The sequence below is a fragment of the Hamadaea flava genome (genome assembly GCF_024172085.1).
Taxonomy (GTDB): Bacteria; Actinomycetota; Actinomycetes; order Mycobacteriales; family Micromonosporaceae; genus Hamadaea; species Hamadaea flava.
This window is the reverse complement of sequence record NZ_JAMZDZ010000001.1, coordinates 8728691-8752292: the sequence shown is the minus strand read 5'-3', so window position 1 is coordinate 8752292 and position 23602 is coordinate 8728691. Positions and strand designations below refer to the sequence as shown.

At 68.2% G+C, this 23602-nt stretch carries 17 protein-coding genes; 11 read left to right on the top strand and 6 right to left on the bottom strand.

The features are described from left to right. Positions 1–263 precede the first annotated feature (263 nt). Positions 264–1772, top strand: a complete 1509-nt coding sequence (locus HDA40_RS40680; protein ID WP_253763421.1) for a M4 family metallopeptidase — start codon at positions 264–266, stop codon at positions 1770–1772. Between the two features lie 56 nt (positions 1773–1828). Next, entirely contained in the window at positions 1829–3016 is a 1188-nt protein-coding gene (locus HDA40_RS40675; RefSeq protein WP_372503128.1) for a S8 family peptidase, read from the top strand. 56 nt (positions 3017–3072) lie between these two features. Here HDA40_RS40675 and HDA40_RS40670 read toward each other — a convergent pair whose 3' ends face one another. The 3 genes from HDA40_RS40670 to HDA40_RS40660 form a co-directional block, all read right to left on the bottom strand. Then, positions 3073–3618, bottom strand: coding sequence for a GNAT family N-acetyltransferase (locus tag HDA40_RS40670; protein WP_253763420.1), 546 nt, complete (start codon positions 3616–3618; stop codon positions 3073–3075). Then, on the bottom strand, positions 3615–4823 hold the full coding sequence (locus tag HDA40_RS40665; protein ID WP_253763419.1) for a helix-turn-helix domain-containing protein: 1209 nt from the start codon (positions 4821–4823) through the stop codon (positions 3615–3617). Before HDA40_RS40665 ends, HDA40_RS40670 begins: the two co-directional genes overlap by 4 nt. A gap of 87 nt (positions 4824–4910) precedes the next feature. Next, the gene (locus HDA40_RS40660) at positions 4911–8144 is read right to left on the bottom strand and encodes a GH92 family glycosyl hydrolase (protein WP_253763418.1); all 3234 of its coding nucleotides are present in this window, start codon (positions 8142–8144) and stop codon (positions 4911–4913) included. A gap of 155 nt (positions 8145–8299) precedes the next feature. On the opposite strand from HDA40_RS40660, the gene HDA40_RS40655 reads away from it, so the two are divergent. The 4 genes from HDA40_RS40655 to HDA40_RS40640 all read left to right on the top strand — a co-directional run bounded on the left by HDA40_RS40655 (position 8300) and on the right by HDA40_RS40640 (position 13618). After that, positions 8300–9253, top strand: coding sequence for a hypothetical protein (locus HDA40_RS40655; RefSeq protein WP_253763417.1), 954 nt, complete (start codon positions 8300–8302; stop codon positions 9251–9253). Between the two features lie 137 nt (positions 9254–9390). Beyond that, positions 9391–10572 (top strand): TerB family tellurite resistance protein, encoded by a 1182-nt coding sequence (locus tag HDA40_RS40650; protein WP_253763416.1) that lies wholly within the window; start codon positions 9391–9393, stop codon positions 10570–10572. Continuing rightward, complete coding sequence (locus HDA40_RS40645; protein WP_253763415.1) at positions 10562–11959, top strand: hypothetical protein; 1398 nt, start codon at positions 10562–10564, stop codon at positions 11957–11959. Before HDA40_RS40650 ends, HDA40_RS40645 begins: the two co-directional genes overlap by 11 nt. Positions 11960–12226: 267 nt before the next feature. Then, positions 12227–13618 (top strand): serine/threonine-protein kinase, encoded by a 1392-nt coding sequence (locus HDA40_RS40640; protein ID WP_253763414.1) that lies wholly within the window; start codon positions 12227–12229, stop codon positions 13616–13618. 35 nt (positions 13619–13653) lie between these two features. On the opposite strand, the gene HDA40_RS40635 is transcribed toward HDA40_RS40640, so the two are convergent. Next, positions 13654–13953 carry a 4a-hydroxytetrahydrobiopterin dehydratase gene (locus HDA40_RS40635; protein ID WP_253763413.1) on the bottom strand — a complete coding sequence of 100 codons (300 nt, stop codon included), beginning with the start codon at positions 13951–13953 and terminating at the stop codon, positions 13654–13656. Positions 13954–14717: 764 nt separating this feature from the next. Here HDA40_RS40635 and HDA40_RS40630 point away from each other — a divergent pair. From HDA40_RS40630 to HDA40_RS40610, 5 genes are read left to right on the top strand one after another with little or no spacing between them, the layout of a single operon-like run. Beyond that, positions 14718–18782: a Pls/PosA family non-ribosomal peptide synthetase gene (locus HDA40_RS40630; protein WP_253763412.1), complete on the top strand. Its 4065-nt coding sequence runs from the start codon at positions 14718–14720 to the stop codon at positions 18780–18782. 47 nt (positions 18783–18829) lie between these two features. Further along, complete coding sequence (locus tag HDA40_RS40625; RefSeq protein ID WP_253763411.1) at positions 18830–19639, top strand: dimethylarginine dimethylaminohydrolase family protein; 810 nt, start codon at positions 18830–18832, stop codon at positions 19637–19639. A gap of 8 nt (positions 19640–19647) precedes the next feature. After that, positions 19648–20352 carry a BPL-N domain-containing protein gene (locus HDA40_RS40620; protein ID WP_253763410.1) on the top strand — a complete coding sequence of 235 codons (705 nt, stop codon included), beginning with the start codon at positions 19648–19650 and terminating at the stop codon, positions 20350–20352. After that, positions 20349–21701 carry a heparan-alpha-glucosaminide N-acetyltransferase domain-containing protein gene (locus tag HDA40_RS40615; RefSeq protein ID WP_253763409.1) on the top strand — a complete coding sequence of 451 codons (1353 nt, stop codon included), beginning with the start codon at positions 20349–20351 and terminating at the stop codon, positions 21699–21701. The genes HDA40_RS40620 and HDA40_RS40615 overlap by 4 nt, the downstream gene beginning before the upstream one ends. A gap of 59 nt (positions 21702–21760) precedes the next feature. Continuing rightward, positions 21761–22477, top strand: a complete 717-nt coding sequence (locus HDA40_RS40610; protein ID WP_253763408.1) for a BPL-N domain-containing protein — start codon at positions 21761–21763, stop codon at positions 22475–22477. A 31-nt stretch (positions 22478–22508) separates the two neighbouring features. On the opposite strand, the gene HDA40_RS40605 is transcribed toward HDA40_RS40610, so the two are convergent. Beyond that, positions 22509–23432, bottom strand: a complete 924-nt coding sequence (locus HDA40_RS40605) for a hypothetical protein (protein ID WP_253763407.1) — start codon at positions 23430–23432, stop codon at positions 22509–22511. A 25-nt stretch (positions 23433–23457) separates the two neighbouring features. Beyond that, positions 23458–23598, bottom strand: a complete 141-nt coding sequence (locus tag HDA40_RS40600; RefSeq protein WP_253763406.1) for a hypothetical protein — start codon at positions 23596–23598, stop codon at positions 23458–23460. Positions 23599–23602 lie beyond the last annotated feature (4 nt).

Sequence of the window (23602 nt, the reverse complement as noted above, 5' to 3'; positions counted from 1 at the left end):
CCACAACGCGCGGCACGTGGAGAACGTTCGTACTGGTCAGCCCCATGAATACGGTGAATACGCCCCATCCGGCCCGACCGGAGTCGTCGCCCGGCACGTCGAGTCCGGCTCGGGCGGCCCGAATTCGCCACGTGAATACGGCTGAATACCACTGGCGGCCGCAAAACGGCCAAAAATCCGGGGCAGTCGATAGCCTCCTTTCCCATCGATCGTCGTGGTTTCGCCCGCCACGCCCCTCACCCCCCGCACGGGAAAGGATCACCGTGACATCACGCATACGCAGAAGTGCGCTGGCTGCCAGCGCCATACTCACCGTCTGCGGCGTACTCACCGCGTTCACCGTTCCGGCCGACGCGAGTCTCGACCGGTCGAACACTCCGGCGGCGTTGCTCGCGAACAAGGCGGCCTTCCTGCACGCGAGCGCGCACGACCGGTTCACGCAGCGTTCGGCCACCACCTCCGGCGGCCTGACGTTCCGCGCCTACGACCGGACTTACAAGGGCCTCAAGGTCGTCGGCGGCGACTTCGTCCTCGCCACTGACCGCAACGATCGGGTGGTCATCGACTCCGTCGCGCAGCGGGCAGGCATCGGTGAGCTGTCGACGACGCCGCAACTCGGCAAGGAGCGCGCGGAGGCGATCGCCAAGGCGCAGCTGACGTCGGTGAACAGCACCGAGGGAACGCAGCTGGTCGTCGACGCCCTCGGCGACCAGGCCCGGCTGGCCTGGGAGACCACTGTCACCGGGATCGGCGCCGAAGGCTTCAGCAGCCTCACCGTCCAGGTGGACGCGCTGACCGGTGCGGTTCTCGACCGTCAGGAGCACGTCCACTACGGAACCGGCACTTCGGCATGGAACGGCACCGTCCCCCTCGACACGACGCACTCCGGCAGCACCTACAGCATGGCCGCGCCGGGAACCGCCAACTTGTCGTGCCAGGACTCCGCCACCAACATCACCTTCTCCGGACCCGACGACCTGTTCGGCAATGGAGACCCCACCGATCGCGAGACCGGCTGCGTGGACGCGCTCTACGGCGCCGAGGGCGAGATGCGGATGCTGTCGCAATGGCTCGGCCGCTCCGGAATGGACGGCAGTGGCGGTGCGGTTCCGGTTCGCGTGGGCTACCAGGCGATCAATGCCTTCTACCAGGATGGGATCCAAATTCAGATCGGACACAACACCGCGGGTCAGTGGATCGGCGACATCGACGTCGTCGCGCACGAGCTGGGTCATGGCGTCGATTACCACACCGGCAGCGCCGGGTCCACGATCGGCACCTCGGAATTCGTGGCGGACGCCTTCGGCGCCGCGACGGAGGCGTTCGTGCTCGGCCGCACCGACTACCTCGTGGGCGGGGCCGTCAACCTCAAGGGAACAGGCTTGCCGATCCGCAACATGTACAACCCGTCGCTGGTCAACAACGACCCCAACTGCTACACGGGCAAGCTCTACGAGGAACACAAGTGGGCCGGCGTCGGCAACCACTGGTTCTACCTGCTGGCCGAAGGCTCGAACCCGACCAACGGCCAGCCGGTCAGCCCCACCTGCGACGGCAGCACCGTCCCCACCGGAGTCGGAATCCAGAACGCGATCAAGATCCTCTACACCGCGATGCTGCTGAAGAACTCCAAGAGTTCGTACCTGACGTATCGCGCCGGGACCCTCAAGGCCGCCAAGGCTCTTGACCCGACCTGCGCGCTGTACAACGCCACGAAGGCGGCCTGGAACGCGGTCACGGTTCCGGTGCAGAAGAGCGAACCCAGCTGCTGATCACCGAGCGGGCGGTCCCGGAAACGGGACCGCCCCGCCCCGCAAGGAGTGAGCACATGAAACCCCATCGCGTCCTCGCCGCCGCCTTCGCAGTGGCGGCCGCAGTCGCCTTCAGCACGCCGGCCCAAGCGGCACCGGCTGAGGGAACCGTCCTTTACGCCGACCCGTCCACCGCCATCAGCGGCTCCTACATCGTCGTGCTTCGCGACTCGGCGGCCACCGCGAGCGCCGTCCCCACGAAAGCCAAAGGGCTCGTCGGCCGATACGGCGGAACAACCGGCCGCGTCTACACCGCGGCCTTGCATGGCTTCGAGGTGAACCTGACCGAACGAGCGGCCCGCCGGCTCGCCGCCGACCCGGCCGTCGACTACGTGCAGCAGAACGAAACGGTGTCCCTCGCGGAAACTCAGACGCCGGTCCCCTCGTGGGGACTCGACCGGATCGACCAGCGAGCACTCCCCCTCGACAACGCCTACACCTACGCGAACACCGGCGCGGGCGTGAAGGCGTACATCATCGACACCGGCATCAGGCTGACCCACGCCGACTTCGGCGGTCGCGCGATCTCCGGCATCGACACCGTCGACAACGACAACGACGCCACCGACTGCCACGGCCACGGCACCCACGTCGCCGGCACCGTCGGCGGTTCGTCCTACGGCGTCGGCAAAGGTGTCACCCTGGTGGCGGTCCGGGTGATGAGCTGCACCGGCGGCGGCACGACCGCCGGCATCATCGCCGGGATCGACTGGGTGACCGCCGACCACACCACCGGACCGGCTGTCGCGAACATCTCGATCAGCGGCTCGACCAGCAAGCCGATGGACGCGGCGATCACCAACTCTATCGCCGACGGCGTCACCTACGCGGTCGCCGCGGGCAACCTGTTCGGCTCCAACGCCTGCGGTTACTCGCCGGCCCGCGTACCGAACGCGATCACCGTCGGCAACACCACTCCTACTGACGCGCGGGCGGCCTCCTCGAACATCGGCAAGTGCCTGGACATCTTCGCGCCCGGCACTGACATCACCTCAGCGGGAATCACGTCGGACACCGCGAGCAGCGTCAAGAGCGGCACCTCCATGGCGAGCCCGCACGTCGCCGGCGCCGCCGCGCTGGTCCTGGCCGCCCATCCCGGCTTCACCCCCCAGCAGGTAGGCGATTACCTCGTCGACAGCGCCACTCAGAACGTCGTGAGCAACGCCGGAACCGGTTCGCCGAACCGGCTGCTGTTCATCGGCTAGACCTCAATCCCCTCTCGAAAACGCCCTGGGGAGCTGCCACGAGCGGCTCCCCAGGGCTAACCGCGGGTGAGGTCGAGCATGAGCGCCTCGAAGGTCGCGCTGTCCGGGAACGGCTTGACCCGGCCGAAGGCGTACCAGCCCCACGAGAGGTAAGCCGCCCGAGCCGGCCCGTTCGCCGGGTCCACCAGAAGCGTCGCCCGCTGCTCCGGCCGCCCGGCCAGCAAGGCGTCGTGCAGCGCACGGGCGAAGCCACGACGTCGCCAAGCCGCCCGGACCATGATCTCGTTGAGGGCGAACGTGCGCCGACCGTCCTCGGCGAGCAGCCCGGCGTCGACGGGATCGACCAAGCCGTTCCACCAGCGCGCCTGCGCCGGGAGGGTGCAGCCGAGCGCGTACCCCACCAGCTCACCGTCGACGTCCCCCACGACCAGCGCGAAGCCGTTCCGCTCGGCGTACCCTTCCAGACGCTGCCAGTAGCGGGATTCGCTGAAGAACGGCTCCCGCAGAACGTCCGCGTAGACCTCGCGATAGACGCCCAGTAGGCGCTCGCGTCCTCGGCCGAGGCAGACCCGCCCGCCCCGGACGACGCGCAAGTCGGTCACCTGGCCGCCAGGCGTTCGCCAAGTGCGGTGACCGCCGGCAGCTTTCGGGCGTCGAACGGAACAGCGGCAAGCACCGCGGTCGCCGACACCTTGACGCTTTCCAGGCGCACGGTGGGGTCGAGGTCGTCGAGCACCTCGACGGCGCTGACCGTACCGCCGGTGATGTCACCCTCGATGACCAGGCACCGAGACCGGTGCAGCAAGACCTTGGCCCGGTCCCGGGGCAGGTCAGGGCCATAGAGTTCCAGCGCCCGGTCCTGCGCGGCGTAGGCCGCGGCGGTGTCGCGCCGCACGGTGTGCACATACGACTGGGCGTACCGCAGCCGCACCTCAGGCCAGCCGAACAACGACACGCGGTCCGCGGCGACCTCCGGCGGGACACGCTCCGTCAGCTCGGCCAACTGCCGCAACGTGGTCACGGCTGCGGGATCGCCCAGGTCCGCCTGGGTCTGAGCCAGTCCACCCAGGAGTACGCACGACGCACTGTCCGGGGCTGGTCGCTCGTCGAGGCGTTGCCGGGCCAGCGCCAGGCTCTCCTTCGGCTGACGGCCGATGTTCGGGCCGTTGGTCACTGCCCACGCGCGTACCCACACCTGCGCAGCCCGATCCCCCGATTGGTCGGCCGCGTCGAGGGCGGTCTGCCACCAGCGGTGGGCCTGGCGGCGCTCGCCCAGATTCGACCAGGCCAGCGCGGTGACTCCGGCCAGATAGCCGGCCGCGCGCAGCAGGCCGCCTCGGTCGGCGTCTACGCCGTCGGCGATGTGCCTCTCGAGCACGGCGGCGTCGGCGAGCAGATCACGCAGTAGCTCGGCGGGCGGGGTCGAGTAGTGGGTCGCCGCGTGGTCGGCGATCGCCTGCTGCCACCAATCGGCCCGCGCGCGACGGCTGATCACGCCGTGCAGGCCGATCCGCACCGTCTCGGCGGCGGCCAAGACGGGGACAGCGGCGAGCAGGCCGGCGCCGACATCCCGCAGCAGCTCCAACACTTCGCGGCGTTGCACATCCTCACCTTCCGTCTTCAAGGTGTGGCCCTTGTCGGCCAGCGCACGCCGATATGCCGCAATCACAGCCGGGGTGGCCGTCCGATCGCCACGCTCCACATTCGATAGATGACTGTAGGAGATCCCGGTGCGGCGCGACATGCCCCGCATCGAGATCCCCGCTTGCACCCGTGCGGCTCGCAGGATCCGTCCATCGATCAGCATGCCAGCTCACCTACCTCCAGGCCCCGCTTTGAATACGGCTGAATATTCCTCGCCGCAGCCCGCGCCGGGTCCATCGGCGCACGGCGGCTATCCGAAGACCCGCAGCTCGTAGACGCGGGTCGCCCCGTCGGTGGTCTGGGTCGGGGTCTGGATGTTCAGCCGCACGTAGCGACCGCTGACCCCGCTGACCGGATGGGTGGTCAGGCCCGCGGTGTTGTTGGTGACGGTGACGGGTGTGGTCCACGTGGTCCCGTCGACGGAGACCTGGATGGTGAAGTTCTTCGTGTTGAAGGTGGCCGACTCCCCGCCCGCGGCGGCATGTGCCACCTCGAACCGGGAGATGCTCGTCGCCGATCCGAGGTCGACCTGCAGCCACGCGTTGGCGACGCCGGAGCAGAACTTGTCGCTGTTGCCGCCGGAGACGCTGCCGTTGACCGCCTTCTCGGGACCTTCGGCGCTCGCGCACGCGGTGCTGCCGGTCGCCGGACGGTTGAGGGCCACATTGACGGGAGCGGGCGTGCTGTCGCCGCCGTAGACCTCAAGCTCATAGATTCGCGTCGCGGTGTCCGCGGTCTGCGTCGGAGTGGTCACGCTGAGCTTGACGTAGCGGGCTGAGGTGGCCGCGATCGGATGGGTCGTGGTGCCATCCACGTTGGACGTCACCGTCACCGGGGTGGCCCATGTCGAACCGTCCGTCGAGGTTTGAATGGTGAACGCCTTGGTGTTGAGGCTCGCCGGCTCCCCGCCCGCGGCCGCGTGCTTGACCACGAAGCTGCTGAGCTGTTGGACCGAACCTAGATCAACCTGCAGGAAGCTCGGTGCCGTCAGCGAACAGAACTTGTCGCTGTTGCCGCCACCCGTACTGCCGTTGACCGCCTTGTCCGGGGACTCGGTGCTCGCACACGGTGCGGAGCCGGTAGCCGGCTTGCCTAGCGCGAGGTTCACCGGTTTGGGCGGCAGGGTGGTGTGGTTGACCGACGGCGGAGCGTCGGCCGCGCCCGTGCCCCAGGAAGAAGGACTGACGGCCAGCGTGTAGTCGATCGTCGCGCCCTTGGCGATGTCCGACTGGGACACCCAGGTCTTCGTGAAGCCGGTGCCGTTGAGGGTGGCGGTGGAGATGTAGCGATTGGCGTCGGTGACACCGGGGGCGTTGACGGTGATGATCCCGCCCTGCTGCGTGCCGTAGCCGCCCACGGTCACCTTGGCGTACGGGAACTGCGGTGTGGTGACGCCGTAGAAGTTCGCGCCGTTCATCAGCGGATAGAGGCCCAGCGAGGAGAAGACGTACCACGCGGACATGGTGCCGAGGTCGTCGTTGCCGGTCACTCCGTTCGGCCCGTTGGTGAACAGCGTGTACGCCGCACGCACCACGGTCGACGTCTTGTACGGCTGCCCGGTCCACAGATATGTGTACGGTGCGAGCAGATCGGGCTCGTTGTTCGGGTTGTACGTGGTGAAGCTGTAGTAGTCGTAGGCACCGTTGACCCACTTCGTGCGGGCGGCCCCTGACGGGTCGGTGAGCAGATCCGCGTACGCGAAGAAGCTGTCCAGGCGCGAGTTGGCCGCCGTCTTGCCGCCCAGCAGCTCGATCAGCCCGTCCGGATCCTGCGGAACCAGCCATTGATACTGATACGCCCCAGCCTCGTGGAACTTGTGGGCGCCATCGGTCGGCGAGTACGGGGACTGCCATGCGCCGCTCGCGTTGCGGGGGCGGAAGAAGCCGATCGAGGGGTCGAACAGATTGCGGTAGTTCTGTCCACGTGCGTTCAGCAGATCGGCGTCAGCGGTGTTACCCAGCGAGCGGGCCATGATGGCCAGCGCCGAGTCGGCCACCGCGTATTCCAGCGTCGACGAAGCCGGATACTGGCAGTCGTTGTCGAAGGAGTGAGTCGGGCTGCACGAGACTCCCGTGGGCACGTAGCCGATCGACGTGTAATACGGGTTTCCGTTGCGGCCGTTGAGACCGATGCTCGTCGGCGGCGTACCGGTCGCGTTCTTCTTGAGCGCGGCGTAGAACTGCGCTTCATACCCGCCGAGCAAACCTCTGGCCCACACGTCGACCAGGAACGGCGTGACCGGATCACCGGTCATGGTGTTGGTCTCGGTGTTGTCGAGCGACCAGCGTGGCAGCCAGCCCAGTTCCCGGTCCACGGCCAGCAGCGACAGGGCGTAGTCCCGGGCGACCTGCGGCTCCAGCAACGCGACCAGCTGGTTCTGCGCCCGATAGGTGTCCCATAGGGAGAACGTCTGATACGGCGTGTATCCCGACGCCACCCGGACCACGTTGTCGAAGCCCCGGTAGGAGCCGTCGACGTCACCGGACAGATTCGGGTGCAGCAGCGCGTGGTACAGCGACGTGTAGAAGGCCACCTGCCGATCGGTGGCGCCGCCGTCCACCTCGATCTTGTGCAGCTTCGCGTTCCAGGTGTCGTGGGCGGCCTGCCGGATGGTGTCGAAACCGAATCCGGCCGCGTCGGTCTCAGCCGACAGATTGGCTCGGGCGCCGGCGATGCCCGTGTAGGACAGGCCGAGTTTGACGGTGACGACCCGATCGGTGGTGGTGTCGAACCGCACCCAGCCACCGGTCGCACTCGAACCACTGGAGCTGCGGCTCCCGGTCGTGAAGGTGGATCCGGACCAGGTCCCGAAGGACGCGAAGGCCCGGCTGAACTTCGCCGAGAAGTACACCGTGTGCGTCGGCGCGGAGCCGCAGAAGCCGCCGGCGGTGACCGACCCCTCGACGGTGTCACTACCCACAATAGACACCGAAGAGTTGCTGCCGCTGGTCGTCCCGCCCTTGATCTTGGCCGTGTTGAACAAGACGTTGGCCTGTGTGCTGGCCGGGAAGGTGTGCCGTTGCCACCCGGTACGCAAAGTCGCGGTCAACTCGCTGGTCACCCCGTTGGGCGTGACCACGCGGTAGTACCCGGGCGAAGCCTGCTCCTGCGAGTGGTCGAGAGGCTGCCCGTAGACGCTGGGCGAGTTGGAGCTGACCGCGCCGATGGTGGGCATGAGCGGGAACTCGCCCGCCGCGCCGCAGCCCACACCGGACAGGTGCGTCTGCGAGAAGCCCCAGATCTTCGTGTTGTCGTAGTTGTAGCCGGTCCCCCAGCCCGTGTCCGGGCTGACCTGGACCATGCCGAACGGAAGGGCTGCACCCGGGAAGGTGTTGCCCTCCTTCTGCGTACCGATCAGGGGATTGACCAGCGTCGTCAGGTCGGCGGGAACCGCCGCCAGCACGCGCGACGCGGGCATGACTGTCAGCCCGAACGCGATGAGGGACAGGAGGAGCGGTGCGAACATGAGTTTCCGCCGGCCCATGGCTGATCCCCTCTGGCGACAGCGCTCTGCCGCGCGCGAGACAACGTTGTCATCGTCGCTAGGAGTTTCGACCATGCTCGATGTACCTGTCAAGACGACTGCGGTTCCCGCGCGGACAGCCGGATGCTCATCGGCGGACGCCTTATCCTTCGCCGGTGGGCTACTTCGTCTCCATCGTGCTGACGCGATCGTCGACACGCCTGACCGCTCTGCCGTCGATCGAGCGCATCGGCTATCGGCATGTGCGGCTACGCGAACTAGGTGGAGGCTGGCAGGTTCTCGAGACGCAGGGCGTCGACGATCCACCGGAGCTAGAGGACGCGGTGGCCCACCTTTCCCAGCTGTGGAACGAACCTGTCCTTGCCGCGTATGTCAGTGACGACTGGTGCGCCCAGGCGCATTGGGCGACGCCAACCCGGCCCGTCAGCTCGGTGCACCTGCCTCGACCTCAGCAGCTGCCCGACTGCGGCTTCCTGCACCGTCCGGATTTCACAGCCTCCCGCGCTCCGGCCGAAGTGGCCGACGACATCGCCGGTTGGGCGTACGCCGCAGGTCTGACGGTCGCGCGTCCACGGCTGGACGCCGTCGTGGCGTATAGGGACGATGTCGCGGCGGATGAGGGCGATGAGGTGACACATATGTTCGCCGGCGACCAGATCTTCGAACTGATCCGTGCCCTCGGCTTCACCGACATACCGCCCGCGGTGCCGAAGACATTCGATCCGTACGCCAGACCGTTCTGTGCGATCACCGCGATCGGACTGGCCCACACCGCCCGCCTCAACGCAACCCTTCGCGAGGACGGCCGCACCGACCTGACAGGGCCCGAGCAGCCCTGGGAACAGGCCGCCATCGTCCTCGACGAGGAGGTCTTCGCCGCGGCGTACGCCGACGATTGCGACCTCGACGACCTGGTGTCGAGAGCTCTGTCGATCATTTCGGCGAAGGAGAGCCCACTCGATCCATCGGCACCACCGATCGAGGTGTCCGCCGACCGCATCGAATCGACGATCGCGGAGCTTCGACGCGGCCCGGCCTGGTCGCCGCCCGAGCCGTTCGTCGGAACCGGCGGATGGCCGGACCTTTCCGCTGACCGCGAACGGTCATAGCTCCCACTCAGCCATCGAATCGTCGTGTGCCGCCGGCCCATTCGGCTGGCGACTTATGGATCCCCGGCGGCCACATCGGAGCCTCGATTCTTCGTATCGTTGTCCCACGGCGGAGGGCCGGCGCGAGGGGGATGGCGATGGAATCCGGTCAGATCGGGCTTGGTCGGCTGAAGGACGTCGCGGGGAACGCGGCGCGGATGCTCGCCGACAGCACGAGTGCCGCGAGGCAGCGTCTCACTGAGGTCGCCGGCGACACCCAAGAAATGGCGAAGCAGTCGGCTGAGCAGGTGAAAGCGAAGGTCGCAGACGTCAAGGACAGCCTTGCGGTGCGCTCGTCCCGCGATCGCGGTGCTTCCGCTGACTTGTCCGCGCTCAGTGTCGACGCGAAGCTGCTCTATTGCCGAATATTGGTGAGCCTGGCGCTGGTCGACGCTCTTCTCGATCCTCGTGAGATCGCGAATCTCTACCTGTTCGCATCGACGATTGGGCTCGATGACGAAACGCGGTCGGAGTTGCGCGGCGAAATCACCAGAGGACAGCGCGATGCGGAGAACACGGCAGAGGTCCGCGGCGCCATCGTCGAACTGGCTGGCCAATTGCGCAACCTCCTTGACGAGGATCAGCGCGAGCCTGTGTTCGCGGTGCTGGTGCGCGATCTGGTGAGAATCTCTCGTGCCGACAGGCACGCCGCCGACGTCGAGCGTGAGCGAATCATGCTCGTCGCGGAGCTCGTGTTCGCCGAGACGGCTGAAAAGGTCGTACAGGAAACCGAACGGCTGGTGACGACCGAAGAAGAGTTCGCTTCGGGCAAGATCACGACCAGTCAGCTGGAGACCACCACCAAGGACATCGCCGCCAAGGCGGCTGCGATCGGCGTTCCGATCACCGCGGTCAGCCTAGCCGGAAGCGTCGCCGGTCTCAGCGGAGCGGGGATCACCTCAGGCCTTGCGGCCCTTGGATTCGGCGGGCTGCTGGGCCTGAGCGCGATGGCCACCGGGATCGGCACCGTGGTGATCCTCGGTGTCGCCGTTCATCAGGGCACCCGCTACGTTCTGGCCGTCAACGAGCGTGAACGGGAGAAGCGACGCGAGCACCTCATCCAGCAAGTCATCCGCCATCATCAGCAGGCCATGGCCGAACTCGCCGACGACATCGCAGGGCTCGGGCACAGGATGGAGGCGTACCTCACCCAGACCGCGAGCAACGAGCGACGACTCGCGACGCTCAGGGCTGAGTTGGCCGCGTTCCAGACGGCGCTGGTGAACCTGCAGACCAGTCAGGAGGCTTTCGAACGGCGGGAGCCGCTCCGTGTCGGGTGACAAGCTGTCGGCGGCTTCCGCCGTCGTCGCCAACCAGGCCATCACTCTGACCGAATTGCGGGGCCTTTTCGACCAGGTGGAATTCGACCTCAAGGACGTCCTCGAACGCGAACATCACATCAGCGACACGCTGGACTCGGTCGAGTCCGAGTTCGACGCGGTGCGCGTTAGCCTGCAGGCGCTGGGCATCGCTGTGCCGGCCCTTGAAGCAGCGTCGAGCACAGCCTCTCCGGTGCGCGCCGAGCCACCGGAGGGCCCCCGGTACGCCGTACCCGACGTGATTCCCGGCGGCGACTTCAACCAGCTCCACAGGCTTGCCGAAGCCAGGTTGGATCGATGGGGAATTGATCTGACCCGTGATCCGCTCCAGCAGGTTCTGCCTTCCGGCGTGATCACGCGCAGCCTGACCGCCTATACCGAGGAACACGGCGACATCAGCTGGGATAAAACCGACTGGGCGGTCGTCCTAGTGGCCGGTGCACTGGCGACCCTCCTTGACGTCGTCCTTGTTCGCATCCCCCGGGACGCGACCTTCCTGGGTGCGAAGTACACCGGATCGCCCCTGACCAAATGGCTCCAGGACGGCGATCGCGCGAAAGGCATCCATGACCGCTTCTTCAAACGGCTCGAGAAGCTGGCGAAAGTACCCTTCGACGCCCCCACCACGAAGGCCACCGGGGGTCTGGTCAGCGGCATGCGGCCGGCCACTCATCGGCTGCAGAGCCTGGGCCACGATCCGGTCTTGGGTTTCTTTGTCGGCTTGGCGGACCTCATGCACGCCACCGGCACCTACATTGACAAAGCAGGGCAACTCATCCAGGTCACAACCGACGCCGTTCCGCTCGATCTGATCAGCGCGCTGCTGACTCAGGTGCGCCATCTACTCTCGGACGTCTACACACCGGCCGGCCTGCCGCCCCCGTTCTTCAGCCTGCTGCAGCTGGGTAACCTCGATTCCCCGTTCGCGCTGAGCCCCTCCGGCGGCAAGGTGCCCTGGACCGACGTAGCCCGCTACATGTACACGCAGGGATACGACCTTCGCCATTTCTTCACGATGGGCATCACGCCAGGTGTCGTGTCCGCGGTCATCCGCGGGTACTGGCTGCTCAACAGCTACGCCACCGGTGGGACCGCAGCGCAGCGGCGGCTGGAGCACGCCAAGCTGACCTCGATGCTGCTCCTCGGCCATGCCATTGCGACCTCAGGAACGCTGCTAAAGACCGGACTGCTGTTCGGCATGAACCCGGCCGCCCTCAACTACAACCAGATCCTCGCCTTGGCACCCGCCACCATCGCCTGGTTCAAGGAAGCCATCGCACGCGACCATCGCATCGATCGAGCCCTGGCCAGGGAATGGGAGTTGCTCCTCGCCGAATCCGGCGGTTAGTCCCGATATGCAGGTGTCCGGTGGGGGCACGCCGTCGCACTCCCAGAAGTCAGTCGCCGCTTCGCGTGGCCACCGCCGGGACTGCGAGCTCGATCGTTCTCACTTGGCTGATCATCGCCACCGAGTCACGCGCCCATACGTTTGGCATATCGACGGCTTCCAGGGGAGTGGACGCAACGGCCGCATGGATGCCGATGGAGGGTGGCTGACGTGGTTTCCATCGTCGCGGTTCACCGCGCCCGGCTCATGCCTGAGCGGGGATAGCTCGTGTCGTCGCGGGTACTGAATGGACGCTACCGGCTGGATGAGACGGTCGGCAGCGGCACCACCGCCACGGTCTGGCGTGCCTGGGATCGCCGGTATGACCGGGCTGTCGCGGTGAAGATACTGGACGGCTCAGAGCTGGGCCGCGATGCCGAGCAGCGGGCGCGGTTCCATGACGAGGCGCGTACCTTGGCTGGTCTGTCGCATCCGAACATCGTCGGCCTTTGGGACAGCGGCTCCGAGAACGGCGTCGCATACGTCGTCATGGAGCTGGTCGACGGCCCCAGCGTCGTGGGGCGGCTGGCCGACGGTGCGATGTCCGTCGCCGAAGCGGCCGCCGTGATGGGCCAGGTATGCGATGCGCTCGCAGCGGCGCACGCGGCAGGCGTCGTGCATGGCGGCATCAAGCCGGGCAACATCCTGCTCACGGGTGACCAGACGGTGAAGTTGACCGACTTCGGCATCAGCCGGCTCCTGGACACCGCTGCGCTCACCGCCTACTACGTCGCGCCGGGCACGATCAGCTACATGTCGCCGGAGCAGGTCGCCGGGCTGCCGCTCGACGGGCGGGCGGACCTCTACTCCGTTGGCTGTGTGCTGTTCAGGATGCTCACCGGGACCACGCCGTTCGCCGGTGAAGACGCCTTCGACATCGCCTGCGAACAGCTCTGCGACGAGCCGCCGACGATTCGGGCGCGACGACCGGACCTTCCGAGAGATCTGGACCGCCTGGTCGATCGGCTGCTGGCCAAGGATCCCGCGCTACGCCCGGCGTCCGCCGCGGAAGTGCAGGCCGAACTCATCCCGTGGTCCGACCCCGCGACGGCCGCCGACCCAGTGGAACCACCGCGGCGCCGCCGGCCTCTGGTCCGGCTCGGAGTCGCCACGATGGCAGCGATCGTCGTTCCGGCCGCGCTCGTGCTTGCCTGGCCGGATCAAGAGCTCGTCCAGCCGCCGGCCGCCGCCGTCTCGCCCTCCCCCAGCACGACGGCCCCGGAGTCGGCTTCGCCGACACCGAGCGTGGGTCCTACTCAGATCGCGTGGCAGTCGGCGACGACCACGCCTTCTCAGCAATCATCGCCGAAACCGTCGCCCTCGCCGTCGCCGAAGGCAGCTTCGGACCAGATCTTGGACCTCAGGACGCTGATAAGCCAACCGGATCCGACCTGGCTGTTGCAGCCCAAGAACGGCGACGCGCTGGACCACCTGCTCGACGATCTCAGCCGCCTCGTCGCCGAGGGCAAACGGGCGGAAGCTCAGGACAAACTGGCCGCGATCCGGAAGAAGAACGACGACCTGCTGGCCGGCGGCAAGATCTCGCCCACGGGGCATGCTGCGATCGAAGGCAGACTGGATCAGCTCGCGGTCACGATCTCCAGCATGCCTGCGCCCTGATCGACTGCTGACGCCGGCGCGGGGCGCTGGGTGGATCAGTAGCGGGCGACCACGTCGTCGATCCGGTGGGCCAGTTGGAAATCCAGCGCGGTCACAGCGTTCTCGGAATACGTGACGTTGTGGAACGTGAGGGTGCGCCATCGGATGTCGATATCCGGATGGTGATCCATCTCTTCGGCCACCTGGGCCACCGCGTCGACGACCGCGATCGCGGCCGGGAACGACGGCAGTTCGACGGTGCGCGTGATGCCTGACCGGTCGCCCTGCCAATTCGGCAGGTCACCCAAACCGGTCTGGATCATGGCATCGTCGAGCGGCGTGCGGTTGTGGGCCATGACCACGACTCTACGACCGCCCCCACCGGCAGGATGGCCGTTTGGCCGCCTCGTCAGCCACTGCGGCTACTGGCCGAGGCGCGGGGACGGCGGTGAAACGAGCTACTGCTGAAGCATGGAATGCAAGGGACGCAACGGAACCAGCGTCCCCTTCCGATCGCGCGACTCCGGCATTCCAAGCGGTGATGCCGGCGATCCACAATGGTCTGTACAGGTATTTTCGCGACCTTCTGAACATTGGCTCCGCGGCTGGTCAGCTGTGCTAGCGTTCCCCCCGTGATGTCCTATTTCATGTGGTCTAAGCGCAAATGTGGGGAAGCCCCGCGCCACATGAATGATCCGCCCCAGTACCGCTCCACAATCGACATAATCGGCCTAATCGGCATAATCAGCAGGCAGGAGCCTGCGACGCCCTGAGTCGCGCCGCTGCCACCTCGGTGGCGCGCCGGGATGCCAATCCGCCGTCGTCCACATAGGCAAGATGCTGATGGCGCTGCTCGTAGCGCCGCCACCCTGAGGTGACGCTGCGCCACCATCAGCCTTTGACGCCGCTGTGTGACATCTGCCCCGTGACGATCTTCAGAGTCTCCGCCTGAGGATGTCCGTCGCGGACTGCTCGACGGCGATCACGCGACAAACCATCAGCAGCATGCTCCGGCCATGACTGCCCTTGGCGGCCTGCACCCTCGGACGCCTGTGGCACAAGGACTGCACCAGGAGCGATTCGCTGACGACACGCATGGTGGGGAGCAATGACATTATCCGTGAGCCAGCCGACAACCGGCGCGACGACGCCGCCGGTTCGTGGCGTCCACAGTGTCCGGATCGGCGGTCGCACGATCGTCCTGCGCTCAGCCGCTCCGCCGGCCGTGGAGATCGAAGACCCCGGCGACGCGACGCCAGACGTGCGGCGTCTGCATCACGTGTTCGACGTCGCATGCGACGCCTGCCCCACCGCAGTCGCGCTGGAATGCGACGGCGAGCGGCTGACCTACCGGGAACTTGACGAGCGCGCGAATCGCCTGGCGCACCATCTCCGCAGCCTCCAGGTGGGCGACGGCGCCCGGGTTGCGATCCTGCTCAACCGCTCAGTGGCCACTTACGTCGCATTGCTGGCGGTGGGCAAGGCAGGCGGGGCGTTCGTGCCGATCGACCCGGATTCACCAGCCGACCGGGTCGCCTACATCGCGAACGACTCTGACGTGGATCTTCTGCTGACCGCCTCGGACCTGCTGGAGCGTACGACCGGCCTGGATCGGCCCGTCCTGGCGCTCGACCGGTGCGAGGCCGAGCTGCGACAGGCGCCCGCCGGGCGGCCGAAGCTCGGCGAGGACGACGAGGACCCGCTCGCCTACATCATCTACACCTCCGGCTCCAGTGGCCGGCCCAAGGGCGTCGCGGTGGCGCAGTCGAGCATCTGCAACTTCCTCGACGTGGTGCCCGGCGTGTACGACGTGCGGCCCAGCGATCGGGTCTATCAAGGGATGACAATCGCCTTCGATTTCTCCATCGAGGAGATCTGGCCGACCTGGTCGGTGGGGGCGACGCTGGTGGCCGGCCCGACGGACTCCCGCCGGCTGGGTGCGGAGCTGGCCGACTTCCTCGATGACGCCGCCATCACCGTGCTCTACTGCGTACCGACGCTGCTGGCGACCATTCCGCGAGACCTGCCCCGCATCCGCAACCTGATGGTGGGCGGAGAGGCGTGTCCTGGGCAGTTGGTCGAGCGGTGGGGCCGTCCCGATCGGCGGATCCTCAACACGTACGGCCCGACCGAGACGACGGTGACGGCCATCTGGAGCGAGCTGCGCCCGGGACGGACGGTGACGATCGGAATACCACTGCCCACCTACTCAGCCGTCCTGCTCGACGAGGAGCGCCGCCCGGTCGCCGACGGCGAGGTCGGCGAGATCTGCATCGGCGGGCCGGGAGTGGCCCGAGGCTACGTCGGCCGCCCCGACTTGACCGCGGATCGGTTCATCGAGCACCCGTCGGCGCCGCCCGGCAGCAGGCTGTACCGCACCGGCGACCTGGGCCGGCTCACCGCCGACGGCGAGATCGAGTACCTGGGACGGGCCGACGCGGAGGTCAAGATCCGCGGCCACCGTGTCGATCTCGGCGAAATCGAGAGCGTGCTCATGGAGGACGCGGGCGTGTCGGAGGCGGTGGTGGCGCTCATGGCCCTCGGCGACGACCCGGACGCGCCGCGAGAGCTTTCCGGCTACATCGTCCTCGCCTCGCCCGATGAGCCCAGCGAGGGCGACGAGGCGATGGTCCAGCGCCTGCACCGCACGCTGCAGGAGCGGCTGCCCGGCTACATGGTGCCCGCCTACATCGACATCACCGCCACCCTGCCGACCATGCCGAGCGGCAAGGTGGACCGCTCCAAGCTGCCCGCCCCGATCGGCCGACGGCTCATGAGCACCGACGGTCCCGTCGTGGCCGCCCAGAACGATCTCGAGCTACACGTACGCGCCGTGTGGGCCGAGGCGTTCGGCGTCGAACCGCAAGCGCTGTCGGTGACCGCCGACTTCTTCACCGACCTGGGCGGGCATTCGCTGCTGGCGGCGCGGGTGGTGTCGCTGCTGCGTACGCGCAAGGTCGGCGCCAGCCCGGCGGTGCGTGACCTCTACGACCACCCGACCATCAGCGGCCTGGCCACGCACCTCGGCGCCACCGCGCGGCCCGCCGCCGCGACCGCGCTGCCCCGCACCGCACCGTTGCGGCACCGCAGCAGCCGGATCGCGGGCGCGGGCGCCGGCCAGGCGACCGCGATCTACCTGCTGTCGCTGCTCATCACGCTGCCGGTCTCCTTCGTCTACACCCGCAACAACGGCGAGGTGTCGGTGGGCGTGCTCATCCAGCTGATGACCGCGACCCTCGTCAGCTACCTCGGCGTACGCTGGCTCGTCCCAGCGCTGCTCGCGAGGCCGCTGGCCGCTGGTATCCGGCCGGGACGGTATCCGCTGTGGGGACCGACCTACGTCCGGCTCTGGGCGCTGAACATGCTCCTCGCGATCGGGCCGCTGCCGGTGCTGAGCGGCTCCCCGCTGATGGGTGTTTACCTGCGACTGCTCGGGGCCCGGATCGGCCCGCGGACCACCATCGCGACCAGCGCGATCAGCCTGCCCACCTTGATCGACATCCGGGCCGACGCTTCCATCGGATACGGCGTCGCGCTGCGCCCGTGGCATGTCGAGGACGGGTGGCTGATCGTCGCCCCGATCACCGTGGACCGGCAGGCGTTCGTCGGAGCCAACACGGTTCTGGAGCCGGGCACCGCCGTGGGCGCGAACGCGGGTCTCGGCGAGCAGTCGGTGCTCAGCCGCGGCGAATCCGTCCCCGAGGGGGCCCGCTGGTCGGGGTCCCCGGCAACGCCGGTGCAGGAGATCAACCGTGTCGTGGAGGCCATGCTCGCCATGGAAGCCCCGCGCCGTGGCTGGTGGCCGCACCACATCCTCGCCGCCGTGCTGGGCCTCATCGGGCTGGAGGTCGGTGCGATCGTCATGATCCTGCCGAGTGTCGGCATGGTCTGGTGGGCGCTGCTGAACTGGGGCACCCTGGCCGGGCTGCTGGCCACGGTGCCCGCCGGACCGGTCTACGTCCTCACCGTCTGCGCGGTGGTCGCCATCGGCAAACGGCTGGTGCTGCCCCGGGCACGGATCGGCATGCACCCCGCGCGGTCGTGGCTCGGCGTACGCAAATGGGTGGCCGACAAGCTGCTCGAGTTCAGCCTCATGTTCACCAACTCCCTGTACGCAACCCTCTACACCGTGCCGTGGCTGCGGATGCTCGGCGCGCGGGTCGGGGCGTGGTCCGAGGTCTCCACCGCCGCACATCTGGACCCGGACCTGCTCACGCTGGGACCGGAGAGCTTCGTCGCCGACATGGCCAGCGTGGGGGCGGCCACGTTCGCCAACGGCCGCCTGGCGTTCCTGCCGACCGCCGTGGGCAGCCGGGCGTTCGTCGGCAACGCGGCGTTCGTGCCGTCCGGCACCAGACTCGGCGACGGCTCGCTGATCGGCGTCGGCACGCTGCCACCGCCGGCGGGCGTCCCGGCGGGCACGTCCTGGCTCGGTTCGCCCGCGATGTACCTGCCGGTGCGCCAGGACAGCGGCTCCTTCTCGGAGGCGCAGACCTACCGCCCGTCGCGCCGGGTGCTGGCCCAGCGGCTGGCGATCGAGTTCTTCCGGGCGACGCTGCCCGCGTCGATGCTGGGTGCGGGTATCTACCTCTACCTGTTCGTGCTGTCGTGGCTCGCCAACGGCCGTGATCTGCTTGTGCCCGCACTGGTGTCCCCGCTGGTCGCCATCGCCACCAGTGTCGCCGTGATCGCGTTCTGCGCGGCGACCAAGCGCAACATCATCGGCACCTACCGTCCGCGAGTGGAACCGCTGTGGAGTCCGTTCGTGCGGCGCTCGGAATTCGTCACCGGGCTCTACGAGGCGGCCGCGGTGCCCGCCGGTGTCGGGCTGCTCGTCGGTACGCCGTTCCTGCCGCCCGTGCTGCGCTGGTTCGGGGCCCGCATCGGACGGCGTACGTGGATCGGCACCACTTATCTCACCGAGCACGACCTGGTCGAGATCGGCGACGACGCCACGGTCGGCATCGAGGTGTCGCTGCAGACGCATCTGTTCGAGGACCGGGTGATGAAGATGTCGTTCGTCACGATCAGCCCCGGCGCCAGCATCGGCACGCGATCGATCGTGCTCTACGACACGGTCGTCGGCGACGACGTCAGCCTGGGCCCGCTCTCCCTGCTGATGAAGGGCGAGCACCTCACCCCCGGTACGCGATGGCGAGGCATCCCCGCCGAGGGCGTGCCCTAGGAGACTTCCACGCTCCACAACCGAAACCGACATCACTGGAGAGACCTATGAACACCGAACTGCTGGTATCCGACGCCGCCCACTTCCGCATCGATTACGAGATCAATCCGTACATGCACACCGAGGTCCAACCCGACCCGGCCGCCGCCGCCGCCGAGCTCGATGAGATCGTCGCCGCGCACCGCCTGTCAGGCCGCCGGGTCGAGTACGTGCCCTCCGCGCCGCAGTGCCCCGACATGGTGTTCACCGCCAATGCCGCCGTCGTCCGCGGCAACCGGGCGGTCCTGGGTTACCCGCCGCCCGAACGCAAGGCGGAGATCCCGTACTTCCACGAGTGGCTGACCCGGCGGGGGTTCGACGTCCTCGACGCGCCTTTCCCGTTCAGCGGTCAGGGCGACGCGCTGGCCTGTGGCGACCTGCTGCTCGCGGGGTACGGGCAGCGTACCGATCGCGGCATGCACGCCGTACTGGCCAAGGAACTGCGCTACGAGGTCGTGCCGCTGCGTACGGTCAGCCCGCGCTGGTACGACCTCGATCTGGCCGTCGCGGTCATCGACACGGGGACGCTCGCGTACTGCCCGCAGGCCCTCGACCTGCCGAGCTGCGGGCGTCTGCAACGGCTCGGCCTGGACCTGATCGAAGTCGGCCTCGACGAAGCGGCACAGTTCGCGCTCAACCTGATCAGCGACGGCACCACCGTGACGATGACCCGCCACGCACCCCGGCTCGCCGCCGTGCTGCGGGGACGCGGCCTGCGCGTGCTCGAACTCGACACCACCGAGCTGGCCAAGGGCGGCGGCGGCGTCCGCTGCACCGCGTTGACCCTGGACAACCCGTCCCCGCGAGAACCGTCATGAAGCCGGCGATGCCCGACACCCGGCGGCTATCCGGGCAGGCGTCGCTCCGGGACGCGCCGATCGCACTGGTCTACCGGGGGCCCGCGTCCCTGCCCGGCTGCCCTGAGGCGGCGGCGCGACTGCTGAAGACCAGCCCACGGGGTTTCGACGTACGCTACGCCGGCCCCTACGAGGACTTCCCGCTGTCCGCGAAGACACTGGCCGGGGCGTCGCTCTACGTGCAACCCGGCGGGGACACGCTCGCCGATGCGTACCGGCACATGCGCCGCCACCGCAAGGACATCCGCAGATTCGTCCGCGGCGGTGGCCGGTACCTGGGAATCTGCCTCGGCGGCTACCTCGCCGGCGCGACGCCGGGGTTCTCCCTGCTGCCCGGCGACACCGACCAGTACATCGCCTCTCGCGGAGCCACCGTCGACTCCGAGGACGACACCCTCGTCCGCGTCTCGTGGCGGGGCCGGGAACGGACGCTGTTCTTCCAGGACGGACCGTACTTCCGGACCCGCCGCGACGCGGACGTGACAGTCATCGCCACCTATCCCAACGGCGCCATCGCAGCCATGGTGGCCGGGTTCGGCGCGGGCCGGGTCGCCGTGGTCGGTCCGCATCCCGAGGCCGACGAAGGCTGGTACGCCGACGCGAAGCTGGACTCCGGCGGCGTCCTCGGCACCGACCTCGGGCTCGACCTGGTGGACGAGGTTCTGACGCCATGACCGATCAAGCCCTGAAACCGCGTGCCGGCGAGGCGGCCGCACCACCACCGACCGCACCCATAACGACCGGCGACCGGCGACGGATTCTCGCGGTCGACGCCACCCGGGGCGCGGCCCTCCTCGGCATGATCGCCGTCCACTCGCTCAACGACACCGACGCGCTCGGCCAGCCGACCTGGTCGACGACGATCTTCTCCGGACGGGCCGCGGCGGCGTTCGCGGTCCTCACCGGCGTCACCATCGCGTTTCTGACCGGCCGCCGACGCGTACGCGCATCGGCCGCGCTGCCCACGATGACCGCGCTGCTCATCCGGGCGCTGGCAATCGCAGCGATCGGGTTCGCCCTGGGCTACACGAACGCCGCGACCGCCACTGTGATCCTGCCCTACTACGCGGTCATGCTCCTGCTCACGATCCCGCTGGTCTTCCTGCCGACCTGGCTGGTCGCGTTCACCGGGATCGCGGTGACCGGCGGGATGCCGGTGCTGACCCACCTCTGGCTCCCCCGCCTGACGGGGCCGACCCAGCCGAACCTCACGTTCGGGTGGTTGTTCACGCATCCACTCGAGTCGCTCACCCAACTGTCGATCACCGGCATGTACCCGGCGCTGACCTGGATGGCGTACCTGTGCGCGGGCATCGTCATCGGCCGGCTGAACCTGGCCAGGCTGCGTACGGCCATCGCCCTGCTCGCCACCGGGACGGTGTTCGCCGTGGCGGCCGCGGTGACCGCGTCGCGACTGTCGCAGCTCGCGCTGGAACACATCTGGCCGGCCCAGTACGCCAGCACGCTGGACGAGTACGAGACGCTCGACATGCTCAACCTCGGCGGCGACGGCACCGCGCCCACCTCCACGTGGTGGTGGCTCGCGATCGACTCCCCGCACACGGGCACCCCGCTCGACCTGCTCGGCACCACCGGCACCGCGGTCGCCCTCCTCGGGATCATGCTGCTCGTCGCCCGGATCGCCCGTCCCACCGCGCTGCGCTGGCTGGTGGCCGCCGTGCAGACGCCGCTGGGCGCGGCGGGCAGCATCACGCTTACCCTGTACACCCTGCACACGGTGTTCATGAGTTCGAGCTACGACACCTACACGCCGACCACCGGGTTCCTCGTGCAGCTTGGCGGGGTGCTGTTCCTCGGGCTCTGCGTACGCGCGACGATCGGCAAGGGTCCGCTCGAAGCCCTCGTCACCGCGTTGACCCGAGCAGGCCGCCGCTGGGCGACACCGCCCTCGCGCCGCCCACCACGAGCCCAACCCCACAGAACCTCGGCGAACGCGCCCGTCGCCGGCCAACCAGGTGGCGAACCCGCCACGATCCCCGTCAGCTCGGAGGCATCACGGTGAATCGGCGACAACTACTCCTTGGCGGGACCGCCGTCGGCGTCGTGGCCGCGGCGTCGGGCATGGCATGGTTCAGAGAGGCCAACCGACCTCCGGCGGAGTCGAATCCACTGGCCCTGATCTATCGCGGCGGCGCGTCCTGCTCCGGATGCTCGGAATCCGTGGCCGCGCTCCTGCGCTCCGGCCCCACGAAGTTCCGCACCGCGTACTGCGGCCCCGACGAGGATCGCCAGATCTCACCGGACGAACTGGCCGAAGCCACCGTCTACGTCCAGCCCGGCGGAGGCCAGGTCAGCCGTACCTGGCGTCAGCTGCGTGACTACAGCTCCTACGTCCGCGACTTCGTGAACAACGGCGGCACGTATCTCGGGTTCTGCCTCGGCGCCTACCTCGCCGCCGGCAATCCCGGATTCGGGCTGCTGCCGGGAGACGTCGGCCAATACATCGACACTCCCGGCGCCAGCACCGACAGCGACGACGACACCGTCGTCCCGATCACCTGGCGCGGCCAGCAACGCCACATGTACTTTCAGGACGGACCACTGTTCCGGCTCAACGACGGCGCCCCGGCGACCGTGCTCGCCACCTATAACACGGGCGCTCCGGCCGCCGTCGTCGCCGGCTACGGCTCCGGGCGCGTCGGCGTCGTCGGGCCACACCCGGAAGCCGACCAGGGCTGGTATCGCGATGCACGCCTGACCAACCCGGACGGCATCCGCTTCGACCTCGGTTATGACTTCGTCGAGACCGCCGTGTACGGGCAGCTGCCTACCAAATGACTGACCGATGCCCCGCGACGCATCCGACGGATCATCTCCGGGACAGGTACTCCCGCAGCTTCCGGGGCCACACTTCGACCTCCCGGTCGATCCAGTCCGCGGCGTCGGCCGGATGCGCCTCAATCCGGTTCCAGCCGGCCTTCTCCATGGCGGGGCCGCGTAGCACGTCGTGTTCGAGTTCGCGCTGAAACGGATACGACCAATGCATCAGCCGACCGCGCAACTGCCCGTCGACGACCAGTTCGGGTCGCGCCGACCAGCGCGTCCTGCTTCCAGCGACGGCCATCTCCAGCAGGAAGGAGTCCGGGTACGCCCACCGCGCGTCAGTCACCACGATCGCCGACCCGGTCCGCATCAGCATCGGCCCGGTCGTGGCTTCGATCAGCGCTGATCTGATCTCGTCGTCTGCGATGTCGATGCGCTGGACCAGCTCTGCCGCCTCCGGCGCGTCGACGTCGCCGTACACGCGGTAGAAAGATGCGGCGATCCCTTCCGCCAGCGATGCGTGCAACCCGGGAACCTCTGCCGCCGCGAGGAAGAGCGAACGTTTGCGCGGCCACGGCACCGGGCCTCCCGCGCGCAGCAGCCACTGTGACTGCACCAAGGGCACCTGCGCCAGTAGCCGGTCGAACACCTCGTCGACGATGCGGTGATCCTCGAAATAGTCGACGTTGAGGGCGAGCCGGGCCGACTCCGCGACCGGTTCCGGACCGTGGACGAGCATCGTGGCGAACTGGCGCACTATCCAGTCCCGCAGGATCTGGCCGGCGCCGTTCCAGACGAAACGCAGGTACATCAGCGCGGAATACGAGGGATTGGTCTGATGGAACAGAACCAGGACAGCTGCGGTCTCCGGCGACGCGTCGTTGAGGTAGACGTCGTGCCCGTCGGGTTCGGCCGATCCGCTCTCCCTGGCGTCTGTGAGCGCCTCATCGAGCTCTCGGTCCACGGTCACCCGGTCGATCCCTAGCGCGACAAGCTCATGATCCCAAGCGACGCTGCCGATCGGCGGCGGAGCCGTCGAAGCCGTTGGAGCCGGGGAAGGCGGGCTGGACACCGGCGAAGGTTATCTCGCCGTTGAGCCGGGCGGTCGGCAGGAACCGCCCGGCTCGTGGCTTCATTCGT